Here is a 16,329-nt window from a genome sequence, read left to right on the forward strand (position 1 = left end):
ACGGCTCGTGATCGTTGACGATAGGAGTACCACCTGACCACAACCGAAGGATCAAGAGCTCGTGAGCAGCAAGGTCCCCCCGATCATCCTGAACAACGGCGTCGAGATGCCCCAGCTGGGTTTCGGCGTCTGGCAGGTGCCGGACGACGAGGCCGAGACGGCCGTCGCACAGGCCCTGGAGGCCGGGTACCGCAGCATCGACACAGCGGCGATCTACGGCAATGAAGAGGGCACCGGCAAGGCGCTCGCCGCTTCCGGCGTGGCGCGCGAAGACCTCTTCGTCACCACCAAGCTCTGGAACAAGGACCAGGGGTACGACTCCACCCTGCGGGCTTTCGACGCGTCGCTGGAGAAGCTGGGTCTCGAGTACGTGGACCTGTACCTGATCCACTGGCCGATGCCGGCCAAGGAGCGGTACGTCGACACGTACAAGGCGTTCGAGAAGCTGCACGCCGACGGCCGGATCCGGGCCATCGGTGTCTCCAACTTCCTCCCGGAGCACCTGGAGCGCCTGATCGGCGAGACGTCGGTCATCCCGGCGGTCAACCAGATCGAACTCCACCCGCACCTCCAGCAGCACGCCGCCCGTGAGTACCACGCGGAGCAGGGCATCGCCACCGAGGCCTGGTCCCCGCTCGGCTCCGGCAAGGGCATCCTGGAGATCCCGGCGATCGTGGCGATCGCCCAGAAGCACGGCCGCACACCGGCCCAGGTCGTGCTGCGCTGGCACCTCCAGATCGGCAACGTGGTGATCCCGAAGTCCGTGACGCCGTCCCGGATCAAGGAGAACATCGACGTGTTCGGTTTCGCCCTGGACACCGAGGACCTCGCGGCGATCAGCGCGCTGAACGAGGACCGGCGTCTGGGTCCGGACCCGGCGGAGTTCAACGGGGAGTGAGGCGGCGCCCGCGGAGGGGCCCGGTCGGTGGGCCCCTCCGTGTGTCTCGGTCGGGCGCGTGTGTCCCAGTCGGTGCGTGTGCCGGGCGTGCCCCCGGCGGATGCTCCGCCGCCGGCGGCGAGCGCGGCCGGTGAGCCGGACGCGGCCGTCCCGTGCGGGCGACGCCCGGTGTTCGCGGTCACCGCGCGTGGCGCCGTCCGACGGCCGGTCGCCCCGCACGTGTGCACCGCCGTCCGACGGTCGCGTCCGCCCCGCACGTGTGCACCGCCGTCCGACGATCGCGTCCGCCCCGCATGCGTGCGCCGTCCGCCTGTCGCGGCGGCCCGCGCGTGTGCCGTCCGCGTCAGACGGGCCGTACCGCCGTGTAGACCGTGTGCGCCACCAGTACGAACACGTCCTGCCGCCGGTGCACGCTCGCCTCGTCCCCGGGGTCGAGCAGGCGGTCCAGCGTGGCCCGGTCGTCGGCGTCGAGGCCGTCCCCGATCTGGTCGCGCAGCCGGGACAGGGAGGTGGTGACGTACGCGCGGGTCTCGTCGGAGACGGGGGCGGGCAGGTCCAGCAGGAAGCTGCGGGTGCCGGTGTGCTTCAGACCGGCGGCGGTCAGCATCGCGGGCCAGTCCTCGGCCTCGGCCACGGAGCCGGGCAGACTCGCGCGCATCTCGGCGAACCCGTCCTCCTCCGCGGCGCGCAGCCGCGCCTGCAGTCCGGGGCGCCCGAAGCCGAGGTCACGGGGCAGGAACCGGGCGGGCAGCCCGCCCTCCAGGACCGCCAGCGTGCCGCCGGGTGCGAGGTGCCCGGCGAGCGCGGCGAGGGCCGCCCGCTGGTCGCCGAGGTGGTGCAGGCTCTGGCTCGCCCACATCAGGTCGGCGGGGCGGTCGAGCTCGGCCAGCACACCGGGCAGGTCGCCGGCGAGAGTGCCGAAGCGGTCGGCGACGCCGAGCCGGGCCGCGCGGGCGCGGGCCCGCTCCAGCAGCGGTCCGGCACCGTCGACGGCGACGACGCGGGCGCCGGGGAAGGCCTCGGCGAACAGGCCGGACACGACCCCGGGTCCGCTGCCGACGTCGACGACCAGACCGGGCTCGGGTACTTCGCGTGCCAGCCAGTCCATGGCCTGCCGGTACAGCGGCGAGTAGAGCTCGGCCTGGGCCTCGAGCAGCGGGGCCATCGCGGCCCAGTCCAGGTCGGTGTGGTCGTGAGCGTGGCCGTGCTGGTGTCCGGCGTCGTGCCGGTGGGGGTCGTGCGCCATGGTGGTCAGCCTCCCGTTCGCGGTGCCGTCAGCGTGCGACGACTCACCGCTGCGGGGCAAGTTCTGTTGCCGTATCCGCAAAACGGCCACCGGGGCCCGGTCGGAAGGACCCGGCCCCGACGGCGTCACCCGCGCGGGATTCCGCTCACGACAGCGGCGGGTAGGCGTTCTTCATCAGCTCCTGGAACTGCGCGGAGAACCATTGCCCGGAGATCGGGGCGTCGGCCAGGGCGCCCGACCGGTTGTAGCCGTTGCGCGCGTTGCCCTCGTACGTGGGGTCGCACATCCGGTCGAAGCCCTTGCCGTCGGGGTTCGGGATCTCCTTGCTCGCGCCGTCGGACTCGCCCGGGGGCTTCATCCACACGTACGCGTCGATCCCGGCGGCGGGAGAGGCCTGCGGGCGCTCGCCCAGGCCGGCTCCGGACTGGTTGCACCAGTTGCCGAGGTGGGTGCGGCGGTCGTAGCGCCCGCCGTCGACGTAGGTGTCCACGCTGGTCGTCGCGCCCGGTCCGGTGGGCCGGGCGGTGCCGCCCCAGCCGTTGCGGGAGGTGTCGATCAGCATGCCGAGGTTCTGGTCGAAGCCGATGGAGACCAGCTTGTCGCGCATGGCCTGGGCGTAGGACAGCTCGTCGGTGTAGCGGTTCCAGTCGACCCACTTGGACTGGCGCACGGAGGTCCCGTTCACGGAGTCCGTGATCTTGAAGTGGTCCTCCTTCAGCGCGCTGTAGTTGGCGGTGTTGACGATGAAGCCGTGCACGTCGGCGACGGTCGCGCCCTCGGTGGTGGCGGCGGTCTTGAACATGTCGGCGGAGGCGCCGAAGTTGTCGTCCCAGCCGAGCCAGCCGTGGTGGCCGGCGTCGACGTAGTTGTAGACGTTGCCGATGTCGCCGAGCTTGTTCAGGGCGTAGCCGACGCCCTTCTGGTAGTTGCCGTTGGCCTTCATCACGTCGCAGTTCGGCGTGGCGGTGGGCCGCGGGGTGACGTTGGTGACCAGGTTGGGCAGCGAGTCGATCTCGACCGTGGTGACGATCCGCAGGTCCGCGTACTTCGGGTCGGCGAGGATCGCGGTGATCGGGTCGATGTACTGCGTCTTGTACTTGTCGATCTCCGTCGGGCCCAGCTCGCCGTTGGAGGCGAGGGCCGAGCAGTCGCGGCCGGGCAGGTTGTAGATGACGAGCTGGATGGCGAGTTCGCCGGAACCCTTCTGCCTCAGCGCCTCGTCGAGGTGGTCGCGCAGCCCCATGCCGCCGTTCACGCCGTTGATCGCGGCGATCCGGTCGAGCCACACGCCGGTGGGCTGGTTCGCGATGCGGCTGCCGCCCGGTTCGGCGGCGGCCTTCTCGGACCACTCCGGGTTGACGTAGACCTTGGCGCCGTCGTACGGGTTGTTCACCTTGTCACCCGGCTCCGGCGGGTCGGTCGGGCCGCCGGCGTCGACGTTGCAGGTCACGCCGTTGAGGGTGAAGGTGGCCGGGACGGCGTTGCTGCCGCTGTAGGTGCCCTGGAAGCCGAAGCTCGCCGAACCGCCCGTGGCCAGGGTCCCGTTGTAGGACTCGTTGGCCGCGGTCACGGCGGCACCGCTCTGGGAGACCTTCGCGTTCCAGCTGCTGGTGACCTTCTGGCTGCCGGCGTACGTCCACCCCAGCGACCAGCTGGAGGTGGCGGCCCCGTTGTTGGTGACGGTCACGGCGGCGGTGAAGCCGCTGCCCCAGTCGTTCTGCACCTTGTAGTCGACGGTACAGGGGACGGCGGCCGCGCCGGCGTTCGCGGAGTGCGCGGCGAGGGCCGTGCCGGAGGCGCCGGCGACCAGGGTCAGGGCGGCGAGCATCGCGGTTCTGGTACGGGTCATGAGTGCGGGTTCCTTCTTTCGTGGGGGTGAGCTCTGGTGCGGGGCCGCGCTTCCACCCGGCGCGGTCCGCTGTCCAACGGCATGGGGGTGCCGTCGCGTGCGGAGGTCAGGCGCGTTCAGAGGTCAGGAACGACCCGCGGGCACGGTGGGAGCACCCGGGGGATGTGCGGGCCGGCGCACCGGCCGATGACACGTCGGGCAGGCCGCGGCGGCGGCCGGGAGTCCTGGACGCGGAGGTGGGACGGGGGGTGTCGCATGAGCGACTCCTTGCAGTTCGGGCGCGCCGTGACGGACGCGTCGACTGATGGAACCGCTCCCACTGGTGCAGCGAAGGTAGCGCCAAGTGACGGTGAAGAACAGAGGAGTAACCGACTTTCTCCCGGCGACGGCCGTCGAATCTTTTCGACTCTTCACACACCTTGACCGCCCTGGGCCCCCTCTTCACTATGGGAGCGCTCCCACTGGTTCAAGGCTTGTTGCTCCCCCTCCCCGCCCCGAGCCGCAAGGAGGAACCAGCACCATGCACTCCCGACACAGACCCGGACGCCGCACCGCACGGCGGCTGTGGACCGCCGCGCTGGCGGCACTCGCACTCCCCCTGACGATGCTGGGCACCGGTTCGACCCCCGCCCGGGCGGCCGCGCTCCAGTGCAGCGTGGACTACCGGACCAACGACTGGGGCAGCGGTTTCACCGCGGAGCTGACGCTCACCAACCGCGGCGGCGACGCCATCGACGGCTGGACCCTGTCGTACGCCTACGCCGGCGACCAGAAGCTGACGAACGGCTGGAACGGGACCTGGTCGCAGTCCGGCCGGACGGTCACCGTGAAGAGCGCCTCGTACAACGCGCGGATCGCCGCCGGGGCCGCCGTCTCCACCGGCGGGCAGTTCACCTACAGCGGCACCAACACCGCGCCGACGAGCTTCACCGTCAACGGCACCGTCTGCGCCGGGGCGCACCAGCCGCCGATCGCCGTGCTGACCAGCCCGGAGGCGGGCGCCGTGTACTCGCAGGGCGAGACGGTGCCCCTGGCCGCCACGGCAGCCGCGGCCGACGGAGCCACGATCAGCAAGGTGGAGTTCTACGACGACACCACCCTGTTGGGCACCGACACCAGCGCGCCCTACACCCACTCCGCCTCCGGTTTGACCGTGGGCAGTCATTCACTGGTGGCGAAGGCCTACGACAGCACGGGCGCCGCCGCCGACTCCACACCGGTCGGCATCACGGTCGCCTCGGGACCGACCGTGGTCGCCACTCCCGCCCAACTGGGCGTGCAGCAGGGCGAGTCGGGGACGTACGAGGTCAAGCTGTCGAAACAGCCGGCCGCGAACGTGACCGTCACGACGTCCCGCGCGAGCGGCAACACGGGCCTGACGGTCACCGGCGGGGCGAGCCTCACCTTCACCCCGGCGAACTGGGACACCGCGCAGAGGGTGACCGTCGCCGCCGACGCCTCCGGCACCGGATCCGCGGTCTTCGAGTCGACGGCCCCCGGCCACGGCAAGGCCACGGTCACCGTCACCCAACTGGCGGCCACGAAGGACTACGACGCCCGCTTCCTGGAGCTCTACGGGAAGATCACCGACCCGGCGAACGGCTACTTCTCCCCCGAGGGCATCCCCTACCACTCGGTCGAGACCCTGATCGTCGAGGCACCGGACCACGGGCACGAGACCACGTCCGAGGCGTACAGCTACCTGCTGTGGCTCCAGGCCATGTACGGCAAGGTGACCGGCGACTGGTCCAGGTTCAACAACGCCTGGGAGATCATGGAGACGTACATGATCCCCACCCACGCCGACCAGCCGACCAACTCCGCCTACAACGCCTCGAAGCCGGCGACCTACGCCCCCGAGCTGGACACGCCGAACGAGTACCCGGCGAAGCTGGACGGCACGGTCTCCGTGGGCCAGGACCCGATCGCCGGGGAGCTGAAGTCGGCGTACGGCACGGACGACGTGTACGGCATGCACTGGCTGCAGGACGTCGACAACACCTACGGCTACGGCAACTCGCCCGGCACGTGCGAGGCGGGTCCGTCGGACACCGGCCCGTCGTACATCAACACCTTCCAGCGCGGTGCGCAGGAATCGGTGTGGGAGACGGTGCCGCAGCCGACCTGCGACGCCTTCAAGTACGGCGGCAGGAACGGCTACCTGGACCTGTTCACCGGTGACGCCTCCTACGCGAAGCAGTGGAAGTTCACCAACGCCCCCGACGCCGACGCGCGGGCCGTGCAGGCCGCCTACTGGGCGGACCTCTGGGCCGAGGAACAGGGCAAGGGCGACGAGATCGCCGGGACCCTCGACAAGGCCGCCAAGATGGGCGACTACCTGCGCTACGCGATGTTCGACAAGTACTTCAAGAAGGTCGGCAACTGCGTGGGACAGTCGAGCTGCCCCGCAGGTACCGGCAAGGACTCCTCGCACTACCTGCTGTCCTGGTACTACGCCTGGGGCGGCGCGGTGGACACCTCCGCGAGCTGGGCCTGGCGCATCGGCTCCAGTCACACCCACGGCGGCTACCAGAACCCGCTGGCCGCCTACGCGCTGAGCACCTACGCCGACCTGAAGCCCAAGTCGGCCACGGGCGCGTCGGACTGGGCCAAGTCCCTCGACCGGCAACTGGAGTTCTACCGCTGGCTGCAGTCCGACGAGGGCGCCATCGCGGGCGGCGCGACCAACAGCTGGGCGGGCCGGTACGCCGTGCCGCCGGCCGGTACGCCGACCTTCTACGGCATGTACTACGACGAGAAGCCCGTGTACCACGACCCGCCGTCCAACCAGTGGTTCGGCTTCCAGGCGTGGTCCATGGAGCGGGTCGCCGAGTACTACCAGCAGAGCGGTGACGCCCAGGCTAAGGAGGTCCTGGACAAGTGGGTCGACTGGGCGCTGTCGGAGACGACGGTCAACCCCGACGGCAGTTTCCGGATCCCGTCGACGCTCCAGTGGTCGGGCAAGCCCGACACCTGGAACGCCTCCGCCCCGGGCGCCAACAGTGACCTGCACGTCACCGTCGCCGACTACACCAACGACGTCGGCGTGGCGGCGGCGTACGCCAAGACGCTGACGTACTACGCCGACCGCTCCGGTGACACGGAGGCCGCGGCCACGGCGAAGGCCCTGCTCGACGGCATGTGGGAGAACAACCAGGACGCGCTCGGCATCGCCGTCCCGGAGACCCGCGCCGACTACAACCGCTTCGACGACCCGGTGTACGTCCCGAACGGCTGGACCGGGACCATGCCGAACGGCGACACGATCGACGCCTCGTCGACCTTCTCCTCGATCCGGTCCTTCTACCAGGACGACCCGGCCTGGTCGAAGATCGAGAACTATCTCCGGGGCGGTGCCGCGCCCACGTTCACGTATCACCGGTTCTGGGCCCAGGCGGACATAGCCCTCGCCATGGGCTCGTACGCGGAGCTACTCGAATAGTCCCCGCGAAGCGCCCCGCGGGTCGGGCGGGTGTTTCGGCTGCGGGCCGTGCGTGGCCGGCCGCGCAGTTCCCCGCACCCCTTCAGGGCGCTTGACAGCTCCGCGTGCCCGGTCTCGTCACCGGACGACGAGACCACCCGACCGGGCGGCCCCCACCCACGCCGAGGGCCGCCCGGTCCTCGCACGTCCCCCTCCTCACCCCTGGCCGGAAGGACGGTTCCCCACCGTGCGAAGAACCCGGATCCTCACCGCCGTGCTGGCCCTCGCGGCCGGCCTCCTCGCGGGCAGCCCGCCCGCCGTGCTGGCCGCCGAGACGCCGGAGACGGCCGTCGCCGCCGACACCTACACCTGGAAGAACGCCCGCATCGACGGTGGCGGCTTCGTCCCCGGCATCGTCTTCAACCGCGCCGAGCGGGACCTCGCCTACGCCCGTACCGACATCGGCGGCGCCTACCGCTGGCAGGAGTCGTCCCACACCTGGACGCCCCTGCTCGACCACGTCGGCTGGGACGACTGGGGGCACACGGGTGTGGTCAGCATCGCCTCCGACTCCGTCGCCCCGGACCGGGTGTACGCGGCGGTCGGCACGTACACCAACGACTGGGACCCGGGCAACGGCGCGGTGCTGCGCTCCGCCGACCGGGGCGCGAGCTGGGAGAAGGCCGATCTGCCGTTCAAGCTGGGCGGCAACATGCCGGGCCGCGGCATGGGCGAGCGCCTGGCCGTCGACCCGCACGACAACGACGTGCTGTACCTGGGCGCGCCCAGCGGCAAGGGCCTGTGGCGGTCGACCGACGCGGGCGTGACCTGGTCCGAGGTGACGGCCTTCCCGAACCCCGGCGACTACGCGCAGGACCCGAGCGACACGAGCGGTTACGCCTCCGACAACCAGGGCATCACCTGGGTCACCTTCGACGAGTCGACGGGCACCGCGGGTGCGGCCACGAAGACGATCTACGTCGGGGTGGCCGACAAGGAGAACGCCGTCTACCGCTCGACGGACGCCGGCGCGACCTGGCAGCGGATCGCCGGGCAGCCGACGGGGTACCTGGCCCACAAGGGCGTGCTGGACGCGGAGAACGGCCACCTCTACCTCGCCTACAGCGACACCGGCGGCCCGTACGACGGCGGCAAGGGCCGGCTGTACCGGTACGCGACGGCGACGGGCGCCTGGACCGACATCAGCCCGGTCGCGGAGGCGGACACCTACTACGGGTTCAGCGGCCTGACCGTCGACCGGCAGAACCCCGGCACGGTGATGGCGACGGCGTACAGCTCCTGGTGGCCGGACACGCAGATCTTCCGCTCGACGGACAGCGGCGCGACGTGGACGCAGGCGTGGAGCTACACGTCGTACCCCGCCCGCGAGAACCGCTACACGATGGACGTCTCGTCGTCCCCGTGGCTGACCTGGGGCGCGCGGCCCTCCCCGCCCGAGCAGTCCCCGAAGCTGGGCTGGATGACGGAGTCGCTGGAGATCGACCCGTTCGACCCGGACCGGATGATGTACGGGACCGGCGCGACGATCTACGGTACCGAGAACCTCACGAACTGGGACGACGGCGGCACGTTCGCCATCACCCCGATGGTGCGGGGCCTGGAGGAGACGGCGGTGAACGACCTGGCCTCTCCCCCGTCCGGTGCCCCGCTGCTCAGCGCGCTGGGGGACATCGGCGGCTTCCGGCACACGAGCCTGACCGAGGTCCCGTCGATGATGTACACCTCCCCGAACTTCACCTCCACCACCAGCCTGGACTTCGCGGAGGCGAACCCGGACACGGTCGTGCGGGCCGGCAACCTCGACGCGGGCCCGCACATCGCCTTCTCCACGGACAACGGCGCCAACTGGTCCGGCGGGAGCGACCCCGCCGGGGTGAGCGGCGGCGGCACGGTCGCGGCGGGCGCGGACGGCAGCCGCTTCGTGTGGAGCCCGCAGGGCACCGGAGTGCACTACACGACGGGCTTCGGCACCAGCTGGAAGGCTTCCAGCGGCATCCCGGCGGGCGCGGTCGTCGAGTCCGACCGGGTCGACCCGAAGACCTTCTACGGTTTCAAGTCCGGGAAGTTCTACGTCAGTACCGACGGCGGCGCGACCTTCACCGCGTCGGCGGCGAGCGGCCTGCCCGCCGGTGACAGCGTCCGCTTCAAGGCGCTGCCGGGCGGCAAGGGCGACATCTGGCTGGCCGGCGGGGCGGCAGACGGCCCGTACGGCCTGTGGCACTCGACGGACGGCGGCGCGACCTTCGCCAAGCTCCCGAACGTCGGGGCGGCCGACACCGTCGGCTTCGGCAAGGCGGCCCCGGACGCCTCCTACCAGACCCTCTACACCAGCGCCGAGATCGGCGGCGTCCGCGGCATCTTCCGGTCCACCGACCGGGGAGCGAGCTGGACCCGCGTCAACGACGACGCCCACCAGTGGGGTTGGACGGGTGCCGCCATCACCGGTGACCCGCGGGTGTACGGGCGGGTGTACGTGGCGACCAACGGGCGCGGCGTCGTCTACGGCGACACGGCGGGCGGCGACGGCGGCGAAGGCCCGACTCCCGCGGGCGCCTGCGAGGTGACGTACACGATCACCCACCAGTGGTCGGGCGGCTTCCAGGCGGACGTCCGCCTCACCAACACCGGCACGTCCCCCTGGAACGGCTGGGCCCTCACCTGGCCCTTCGCGAACGGCCAGAAGGTGACCCGGATGTGGAACGCCGACCACACCCGGTCGGGCACCTCGGTGACCGCCAGGAACGCCGGCTGGAACGGCACCGTGGCCCCCGGTTCGTCGGTGGGCTTCGGCTTCACGGGCGAGTGGTCGGGGACGAACGCGGAGCCGGTGGCGTTCGCGGTGGGAGGCCGGAGCTGCTCGATCGGCTGACCGACGCCACAGGCCGCGTCGGCGGGGGCTGCTGTGGCCCCGCACGCGCGACGTCCCCGGACCGGCAGGTTCCGGGGACGTCGCCCTGTGCGGTCGGTCAGGCGACGACGTCGATGTACGTCGAGGGCCCGTAGCTGCCCCCGCTGACGGGAGTCACGTACATACGGACGGTCTTGCCCTCGGTGAGGTCACCGCCCTTCCAGGGACTGCAGTAACCGGCGGTGTGGCCGCGGGTGTCGACCCGCCGGTCGATGACACCGTCGTAGTTGTAGTCGAGGGCGGTTTCGATGCCCCAGCCGTCCGACTTGGTGTCGCAGGCCCGGATGGCGTCGCCGGGGATGGAGCCGGACGGGTCCGCGTTCCAGGTGGCGCTGCCCGCGCCGTTGGGGGCGTAGATGGTCACCGTCCCCGCCCAGGCCTGGCCCTGCAGGCCGACGGCCAGACCGACCGCGCAGGCGCCGGTGACGAGTGCTCGGATCGCGGTTCTCCGGGTCTTCACGCTGTTCCTCCCCTGGCCGGGGACTCCGTATCCCTGGCATGCGCGGATCAATATGCCACACGCTGATCAACTTCAGTAGCCCCTCCGGGGCGCTCCGTGAGGAGATCCCCGCAGGTCACGCCGTGGACGCCGCCGACCGGGGCGCCGCCACCGGCTTCCTGAACGCCCTCAGCGTGAACACCGGGTCGGGGCGGGGCCGGTCCTGGTCCGGCAGGGCGGCGAGCCGGGTGGCGAAGTCCTCCGCGAGCGGGTCGCCCGGCGGCAGCGTGACGAACCAGCCGCGTCGCAGGTCGGCGATGGTTCGGCGGGGGCTGCGGCCCTGGCCCCGGCCGGTGAAGCGGGCCCGGCCGGCCGGGACCAGGCCGTGCGCGCGGGCGTACGACGCGACGAGGTCGGCGGCGTCGTGGGCCGTGCTGGGCGGGCGGGAGGCGAGGACGGCGTCGATGTCGCTGCCCACGTTGTGCGAGGCGCCCTTGTCGACCGTGGTCACGTACACCCCGCCGGGCCGCAGCACGCGGGCGCACTCGCCGACGATCGCCCGCGCGTTCTCGGCGCTGCCGGCCAGGTGCAGCAGCCACACGCTGCTGACGGCGTCGAACTCCCCGTCGGCGAAGGGCAGTCGGCGGCTGTCCGCCAGCACGACGGCGCCGGGCAGCCGGGCGGCGGCACGCCGGGCCATGGCGGGGGTGAGGTCGGCGCCGGTCACGCGCAGGGCGTCCCGTCCGGCCGCGAGCCGCCGGGTGACGATGCCGGTGCCGCAGGCCACGTCGAGCAGGCTGCGCGCCTGGTGCGGCACGAGGCTCAGTACGGCCCGCGCGGCGGCCTCGGCCCGGGGTTCACCGCCGCGGGAGGCGTCGTACCGTTCCGCTTCCTTGTCGTAGTCCAGCACGCCCTTCAGTGTGCCCCGTGGCCTGCCGCCAGGTCCTCCACCCTGCGGGCGAGCTCCACGTCCTTCTCGGTGACGGCGCCGCCCGCGCTGTGCGTGTGCACGGCCAGGGCGACCGTGTCGTAGCCGAGGGTCAGATCGGAGTGATGGTCGAGCTCGTCCTGCACCTGGGCGATGTGGACGACCATGGCGGTCGCCGCGAAGTGCGAGCCGAGGCGGTAGGAGCGGGTGAGACGACCGGCGTCGAGGGACCAGCCCGGCAGCTCGGACAGCCGCTCCTCGATCTCCTTCTGCGTCAGCGGTTCGACGGGCATGGACTGCGCTCCTTACCTGGGTGGCGGGTCCCTCTCAGCCTGCCACAGCACGGCCGCCGGGGCCCTGGGCGGGAACGCGGGCCGGGCCCGCCGGGGCCGGCCGTCGACTACCGTTCGGCGTATGACCGCACCCATGTCCACTGCCGTCCCCACCGCCCAGGGCGTGGGTCCGCTGCTGCGGGCCTGGCGGGAGCGGCGGCGGGTCAGCCAGCTGGAGCTGGCGCTGCGCGCCGGCTCCTCCGCCCGGCACATCAGCTTCGTCGAGACGGGCCGCTCCCGTCCGAGCGAGGAGATGGTGCTGCGGCTCGCCGAGCACCTGGACGTCCCCGTAAGGGAACGCAACACGCTGCTGCTCGCGGCCGGTTACGCCCCGCACTACCCGGAGACGCCGCTGGACGACCCGGCGCTGGACGCCCTGCGCGCGGGCATGGAGCGGCTGATCCGGGGCTACGAGCCCTATCCCGCGCTGGTCGTCGACGCGACGTACCAGGTGCTGGCCGCCAACCGGGGCATCCTGATGCTGATGGACGGCGTGTCGGAGCACCTGCTGGAGCCGCCGCTGAACGCGATGCGGCTGACCCTGCACCCGGAGGGTCTGGCGCCGCGCATCCGCAATCTGCGCGAGTGGCGCGGGCATCTGCTGGAGCAGATGGAGCGGCAGATCGCGCTGCACCGCTCGGAACCGCTGCGGGCGCTGTACGAGGAGGTGGCCGGCTATCCGGTGCCGGACGACGCGGCGGGCGCCGAGCCGGACGAACCGGTGCCGTACTTCGCGCTGCCGATGCAGATCGAACACGAGGGCCGGGTCCTGTCGTTCATCTCCTCCATCTCCACCTTCAACACCCCGATGGACGTGACCGTGGCCGAGCTGGCCATCGAGACGCTGCTGCCGGCCGACCCGGCGACGGTCAAGTACCTGCACACGCAGCTGCCGTGACGCGGGGTGGCGGGGTCCGGGGTCCGGCCGCCCCCTGTGAGACCGACAGGGGAACATGGCAGACTGCGGGCAGACTTGGGCGCGTTGGGGAGGCGTGGCGTGAGTGAACGGCGGGCCGCACCCACCGTGGGCCAGGTGGTCCTGGGCAGGCGGTTGCAGGAGCTGCGGGAGCGGGCGGGCCTCAGACGCGAGGAGGCCGCCAAGGTGCTCCGGGTGGCCCAGGCGACCGTGCGGCGCATGGAGACGGCCGAGGTCGCGCTGAAGATACCGTACGTCCAGGTCCTGCTGACGGCCTACGGCGTGCCCGAGGACGAGGTCTCGGCGTTCGTCGCGCTGGCCGAGGAGGCGAACGAGCCGGGCTGGTGGCAGCGGTACCACGACGTGCTGCCGGACTGGTTCAGCCTGTACGTGAGCCTGGAGGGCGCCGCCCGGATCGTCCGCTCCTACGAGCCGCACTTCGTCCCGGGGCTGCTGCAGACCGAGGACTACGCGCGCGCGGTCCTGGAGGCCGGGACGATCGGCAGCGCGGGTCCGGACGCGGTCGAGCGGCACGTGTCCCTGCGCATGGAGCGGCAGCGGCTGCTGGAGCGGGCGGACCCGCCCCACCTGTGGGTGGTGATGGACGAGACGGTGCTGCGGCGCCCGGTGAGCGTCCACGGCCGGGTGATGCGCGAACAGCTGGACAGGCTACTGGAGTTCGCGACCAGGGACCGGGTGACGCTCCAGGTCGCCGAGTTCGAGGACGGGCCGCACCCCGGGACGTACGCGCCGTTCACGCTGTTCCGGTTCGCGGAGCCGGAGCTGCCCGACATGGTCTTCACCGAGTACCTGACCGGCGCCCTGTACCTGGACTCCCGCACGGAGGTCTCCGCGCACCTGGAGGTCCTGGACCACATGACCGCGCGCGCCGCCTCGACCCAGCGCACCGAGAAGATCCTGCGCGAGTACCGCGAGGACTACTGACCCGGTGCCCCCGCCCGTACCCGGCACGCCGGGCCCGACCCACCGGGCCCCGACACACCAGGCTCCGACACACCAGGCTCCGAGGAGACGACACCGCATGACCGGATCCGACGCCACCCCCGCGCCCATCGACACCAGCCGGCCGCACCCGGCCCGTGTCTACGACTGGTGGCTGGGCGGCAAGGACAACTACCCGGTGGACGAGGAACTCGCCCGCAGGATCCTCGCCGCGGACAGCACCGCGGTCCGCGGGGCGCGTGCCAACCGCAGGTTCATGCACCGGGCCGTCCGTACCGTCGCCGAGGCCGGGATCCGCCAGTTCCTCGACGTCGGCACCGGCATCCCGACCGAGCCGAACCTGCACCAGGTCGCCCAGGCCGTGGCCCCCGAGGCGCGGGTCGTCTACGCCGACAACGACCCGATCGTCCTCCGGCACGCCGAGGCGCTGCTGCACGGCTCGGCGGAGGGTACCACCGACTACGTCCACGCGGACGTCCGGGATCCGGAGCGGATCCTCGGGCTGGCGGGCGAGTCCCTCGACTTCGGCAAGCCCGTCGCCCTGTCGCTGGTGGCCCTGACCCACTACCTCGGCGACGCGGTCGACGGCGACGACGTGCACGGCCTGCTCAAGCGGTACCTGGACGCCCTCGCGCCGGGCAGCTACCTGATTCTGTCCCAGGTCACGCCCGATCTGAACCCCGAGGCGGTGGGCAAGGCCGCCGGTCTGTTCGCCCGCAGCGGCACGCCGTTCCACCCGCGCTCGCTCGGTGAGTTCTCGCGCTTCTTCGACGGACTGGAGCTGCTGGGCCCGGGCGTCATCCCCGTCACCGGGTGGCGGCCGGAGCCGGAGGACGTGGCGGCCCAGGCGGAGGGCATCGTGCCGGTGTACGCGGGGGTGGCGCGCAAGCCCTGACACGGGTGCCGACCGGACGACCGGCACCCGGCACTCCCGCGGCGCCCGCCGGAGCGTCCGCATCAGCGCCCCGCCCGTAGCCGCACCCCTGCCACCCGGCCGGCGCACCGGTATGCCGAGGCGGCGCACCGGTATGCCGAGGTTCCTGGTACGCCACCGCCCCAGCCGCCCCCGTCGGCCGGGCACGGTCACGGTCACCGGTCCCGGGGCGCCACGGCCGGGTGACGTCCGACGCGTGCGCGGCCGACCGGCCGCTGACCCGTACGGGCGCCGCGAACGGGTGCGCTCCCGCGCCCGCCCCTAGGTTCGGAGACCAGGGCGAGCAAGGGAGCGGCACGTGACCGACACACGGACACCGCCCGCCGAGCCGGGCGCGGCGCCGCTGCGCGCGGGGCGGTTCTTCCGGCCCGGCACCGCCGCGCCAGGGACGGGGCGTACGTCCCGGCGAAGTTCCTGCGCGCGGCCGATCTGGGCCAGGAGGGCGAGGACGCGCGCTGGAAGACGGTCGTGCTGGACGAGGCGACGGGCCGCGCGGTGGTCCCCAACGGCTCGGTCGGCTTCCGCTGGAACGAGGCCGACCGGGGGAGGCGGAACCTCGACCCGGGCACGACGGCGAGGACGCGGACAACCTCTTCGGCGCCATCGACACGCTGCGCATCCCGCTGGAGTACCTGGCGGAGGTGTTCACGGCGGGCGACACGGGCCCGGTGCGGGCGTCGCTGGAGAAGCTCGCGGCGATGCGCTCCCGCATGCGCTCGGCCAACCTGGGTGAGAACCCCGACCCGGCCGTCTGCGCGGGCGCCGGCATGCGACCCGAGGAGATCGAGGGCATGTACCGGCCGCCGGCGATCGCCAAGTACGAGGAACGGTACGTGATCCCGACGGCCGCCCCGGCATGGGCGGCGACGGCCCCTTCGGGCAGGACTCGGGCCGCAGGAGGCTGCCGCTGGTGCCGGTGGAGAACTTCCACGTCCTGCGCCGGCGGCGGACCGCGGACGACGAGAGGGACGTCTGATGCCCGGATTCCAGGTGCTGTACCAGGCGGCGGCGCTCTGCCTGACCTACCCCGACGACGACTTCCGCGCCCGGCTGCCCCTGCTGCGCGAGGCCGCGCCGCAGCTGCGCGCCTTCACCGACCACGCGGCCGTGACCCCGCAGGGCGAGCTCCAGGCGCACTACGTGGAGGTCTTCGACTTCAGGAACCGGCACAGCCTGTACCTGAGCTGGTGGACCGACGGGGACACCCGGCGGCGGGGCATGTCCCTGGTCCGCTTCAAGGAGCTGTACCGCGCGCACGGCCTGGAGTTCACCGGTGAGGAGCTGCCGGACTTCCTGCCGGCGGTGCTGGAGTTCGTCTCCCGCACCGGCGACACCGGCATGCTCACCGAGCACCGGGCCGCCCTGGACCAGCTCCGCTCCCGGCTCACCGCCTTCGGCACGCCCTACGCCCGCGTCCTGGACGCCGTGTGCGCCACGCTGCCGCCCGCACCCACCGGAGACCGCCCGTGACCGT

General features: G+C 72.1%; 12 protein-coding genes and 2 pseudogenes. 9 read left to right on the forward strand and 5 right to left on the reverse strand.

What is annotated here, in order from left to right:
* The first annotated feature begins 61 nt into the window (after nucleotides 1–61).
* The gene (locus tag KUM32_RS29415) at nucleotides 62–898 is read left to right on the forward strand and encodes an aldo/keto reductase (protein ID WP_308408747.1); all 837 of its coding nucleotides are present in this window, start codon (nucleotides 62–64) and stop codon (nucleotides 896–898) included.
* A 343-nt stretch (nucleotides 899–1,241) separates the two neighbouring features.
* Here the strand turns inward: KUM32_RS29415 and KUM32_RS29420 are convergent, their stop codons facing one another.
* Both KUM32_RS29420 and KUM32_RS29425 read right to left on the reverse strand, forming a co-directional pair.
* Nucleotides 1,242–2,144 (reverse strand): trans-aconitate 2-methyltransferase, encoded by a 903-nt coding sequence (locus KUM32_RS29420; RefSeq protein WP_217145014.1) that lies wholly within the window; start codon nucleotides 2,142–2,144, stop codon nucleotides 1,242–1,244.
* A 145-nt stretch (nucleotides 2,145–2,289) separates the two neighbouring features.
* Nucleotides 2,290–3,993 (reverse strand): glycoside hydrolase family 6 protein, encoded by a 1,704-nt coding sequence (locus KUM32_RS29425; protein WP_217145015.1) that lies wholly within the window; start codon nucleotides 3,991–3,993, stop codon nucleotides 2,290–2,292.
* Nucleotides 3,994–4,513: 520 nt separating this feature from the next.
* Between KUM32_RS29425 and KUM32_RS29430 the strand changes: the two genes are divergently transcribed.
* Together KUM32_RS29430 and KUM32_RS29435 are read left to right on the forward strand one after the other, a co-directional pair.
* Complete coding sequence (locus tag KUM32_RS29430) at nucleotides 4,514–7,435, forward strand: glycoside hydrolase family 48 protein (RefSeq protein WP_217145016.1); 2,922 nt, start codon at nucleotides 4,514–4,516, stop codon at nucleotides 7,433–7,435.
* 226 nt (nucleotides 7,436–7,661) lie between these two features.
* The gene (locus KUM32_RS29435) at nucleotides 7,662–10,304 is read left to right on the forward strand and encodes a cellulose binding domain-containing protein (protein ID WP_217145017.1); all 2,643 of its coding nucleotides are present in this window, start codon (nucleotides 7,662–7,664) and stop codon (nucleotides 10,302–10,304) included.
* Nucleotides 10,305–10,401: 97 nt separating this feature from the next.
* Here KUM32_RS29435 and KUM32_RS29440 read toward each other — a convergent pair whose 3' ends face one another.
* The 3 genes from KUM32_RS29440 to KUM32_RS29450 all read right to left on the reverse strand — a co-directional run bounded on the left by KUM32_RS29440 (nucleotide 10,402) and on the right by KUM32_RS29450 (nucleotide 12,003).
* On the reverse strand, nucleotides 10,402–10,803 hold the full coding sequence (locus KUM32_RS29440) for a hypothetical protein (protein WP_374227564.1): 402 nt from the start codon (nucleotides 10,801–10,803) through the stop codon (nucleotides 10,402–10,404).
* Nucleotides 10,804–10,918: 115 nt separating this feature from the next.
* Nucleotides 10,919–11,692 (reverse strand): class I SAM-dependent methyltransferase, encoded by a 774-nt coding sequence (locus tag KUM32_RS29445; protein ID WP_217145018.1) that lies wholly within the window; start codon nucleotides 11,690–11,692, stop codon nucleotides 10,919–10,921.
* 5 nt (nucleotides 11,693–11,697) lie between these two features.
* Nucleotides 11,698–12,003, reverse strand: coding sequence for a 4a-hydroxytetrahydrobiopterin dehydratase (locus KUM32_RS29450; protein WP_217145019.1), 306 nt, complete (start codon nucleotides 12,001–12,003; stop codon nucleotides 11,698–11,700).
* Nucleotides 12,004–12,124: 121 nt separating this feature from the next.
* Between KUM32_RS29450 and KUM32_RS29455 the strand changes: the two genes are divergently transcribed.
* The 6 genes and pseudogenes from KUM32_RS29455 to narJ all read left to right on the forward strand — a co-directional run bounded on the left by KUM32_RS29455 (nucleotide 12,125) and on the right by narJ (nucleotide 16,325).
* Nucleotides 12,125–12,940: a helix-turn-helix domain-containing protein gene (locus tag KUM32_RS29455; protein WP_217145020.1), complete on the forward strand. Its 816-nt coding sequence runs from the start codon at nucleotides 12,125–12,127 to the stop codon at nucleotides 12,938–12,940.
* A gap of 99 nt (nucleotides 12,941–13,039) precedes the next feature.
* A complete protein-coding gene (locus KUM32_RS29460; RefSeq protein ID WP_217145021.1) occupies nucleotides 13,040–13,903 on the forward strand; it encodes a helix-turn-helix transcriptional regulator in 864 nt (287 codons plus the stop codon).
* Nucleotides 13,904–14,000: 97 nt separating this feature from the next.
* Nucleotides 14,001–14,816: an SAM-dependent methyltransferase gene (locus KUM32_RS29465; protein WP_217145022.1), complete on the forward strand. Its 816-nt coding sequence runs from the start codon at nucleotides 14,001–14,003 to the stop codon at nucleotides 14,814–14,816.
* Between the two features lie 423 nt (nucleotides 14,817–15,239).
* Nucleotides 15,240–15,426, forward strand: a pseudogene (locus KUM32_RS43960) (hypothetical protein); the annotation flags it as partial.
* Nucleotides 15,401–15,831: pseudogene (gene narY / locus KUM32_RS29470) on the forward strand (nitrate reductase subunit beta); the annotation flags it as partial. The pseudogenes KUM32_RS43960 and narY, both read left to right, overlap by 26 nt.
* Complete coding sequence (gene narJ, locus KUM32_RS29475; RefSeq protein WP_217145023.1) at nucleotides 15,831–16,325, forward strand: nitrate reductase molybdenum cofactor assembly chaperone; 495 nt, start codon at nucleotides 15,831–15,833, stop codon at nucleotides 16,323–16,325. The pseudogene narY and the gene narJ, both read left to right, overlap by 1 nt.
* The last annotated feature ends 4 nt before the right edge of the window (nucleotides 16,326–16,329 follow it).

It is taken from the genome of Streptomyces sp. AC627_RSS907 (assembly GCF_019049165.1).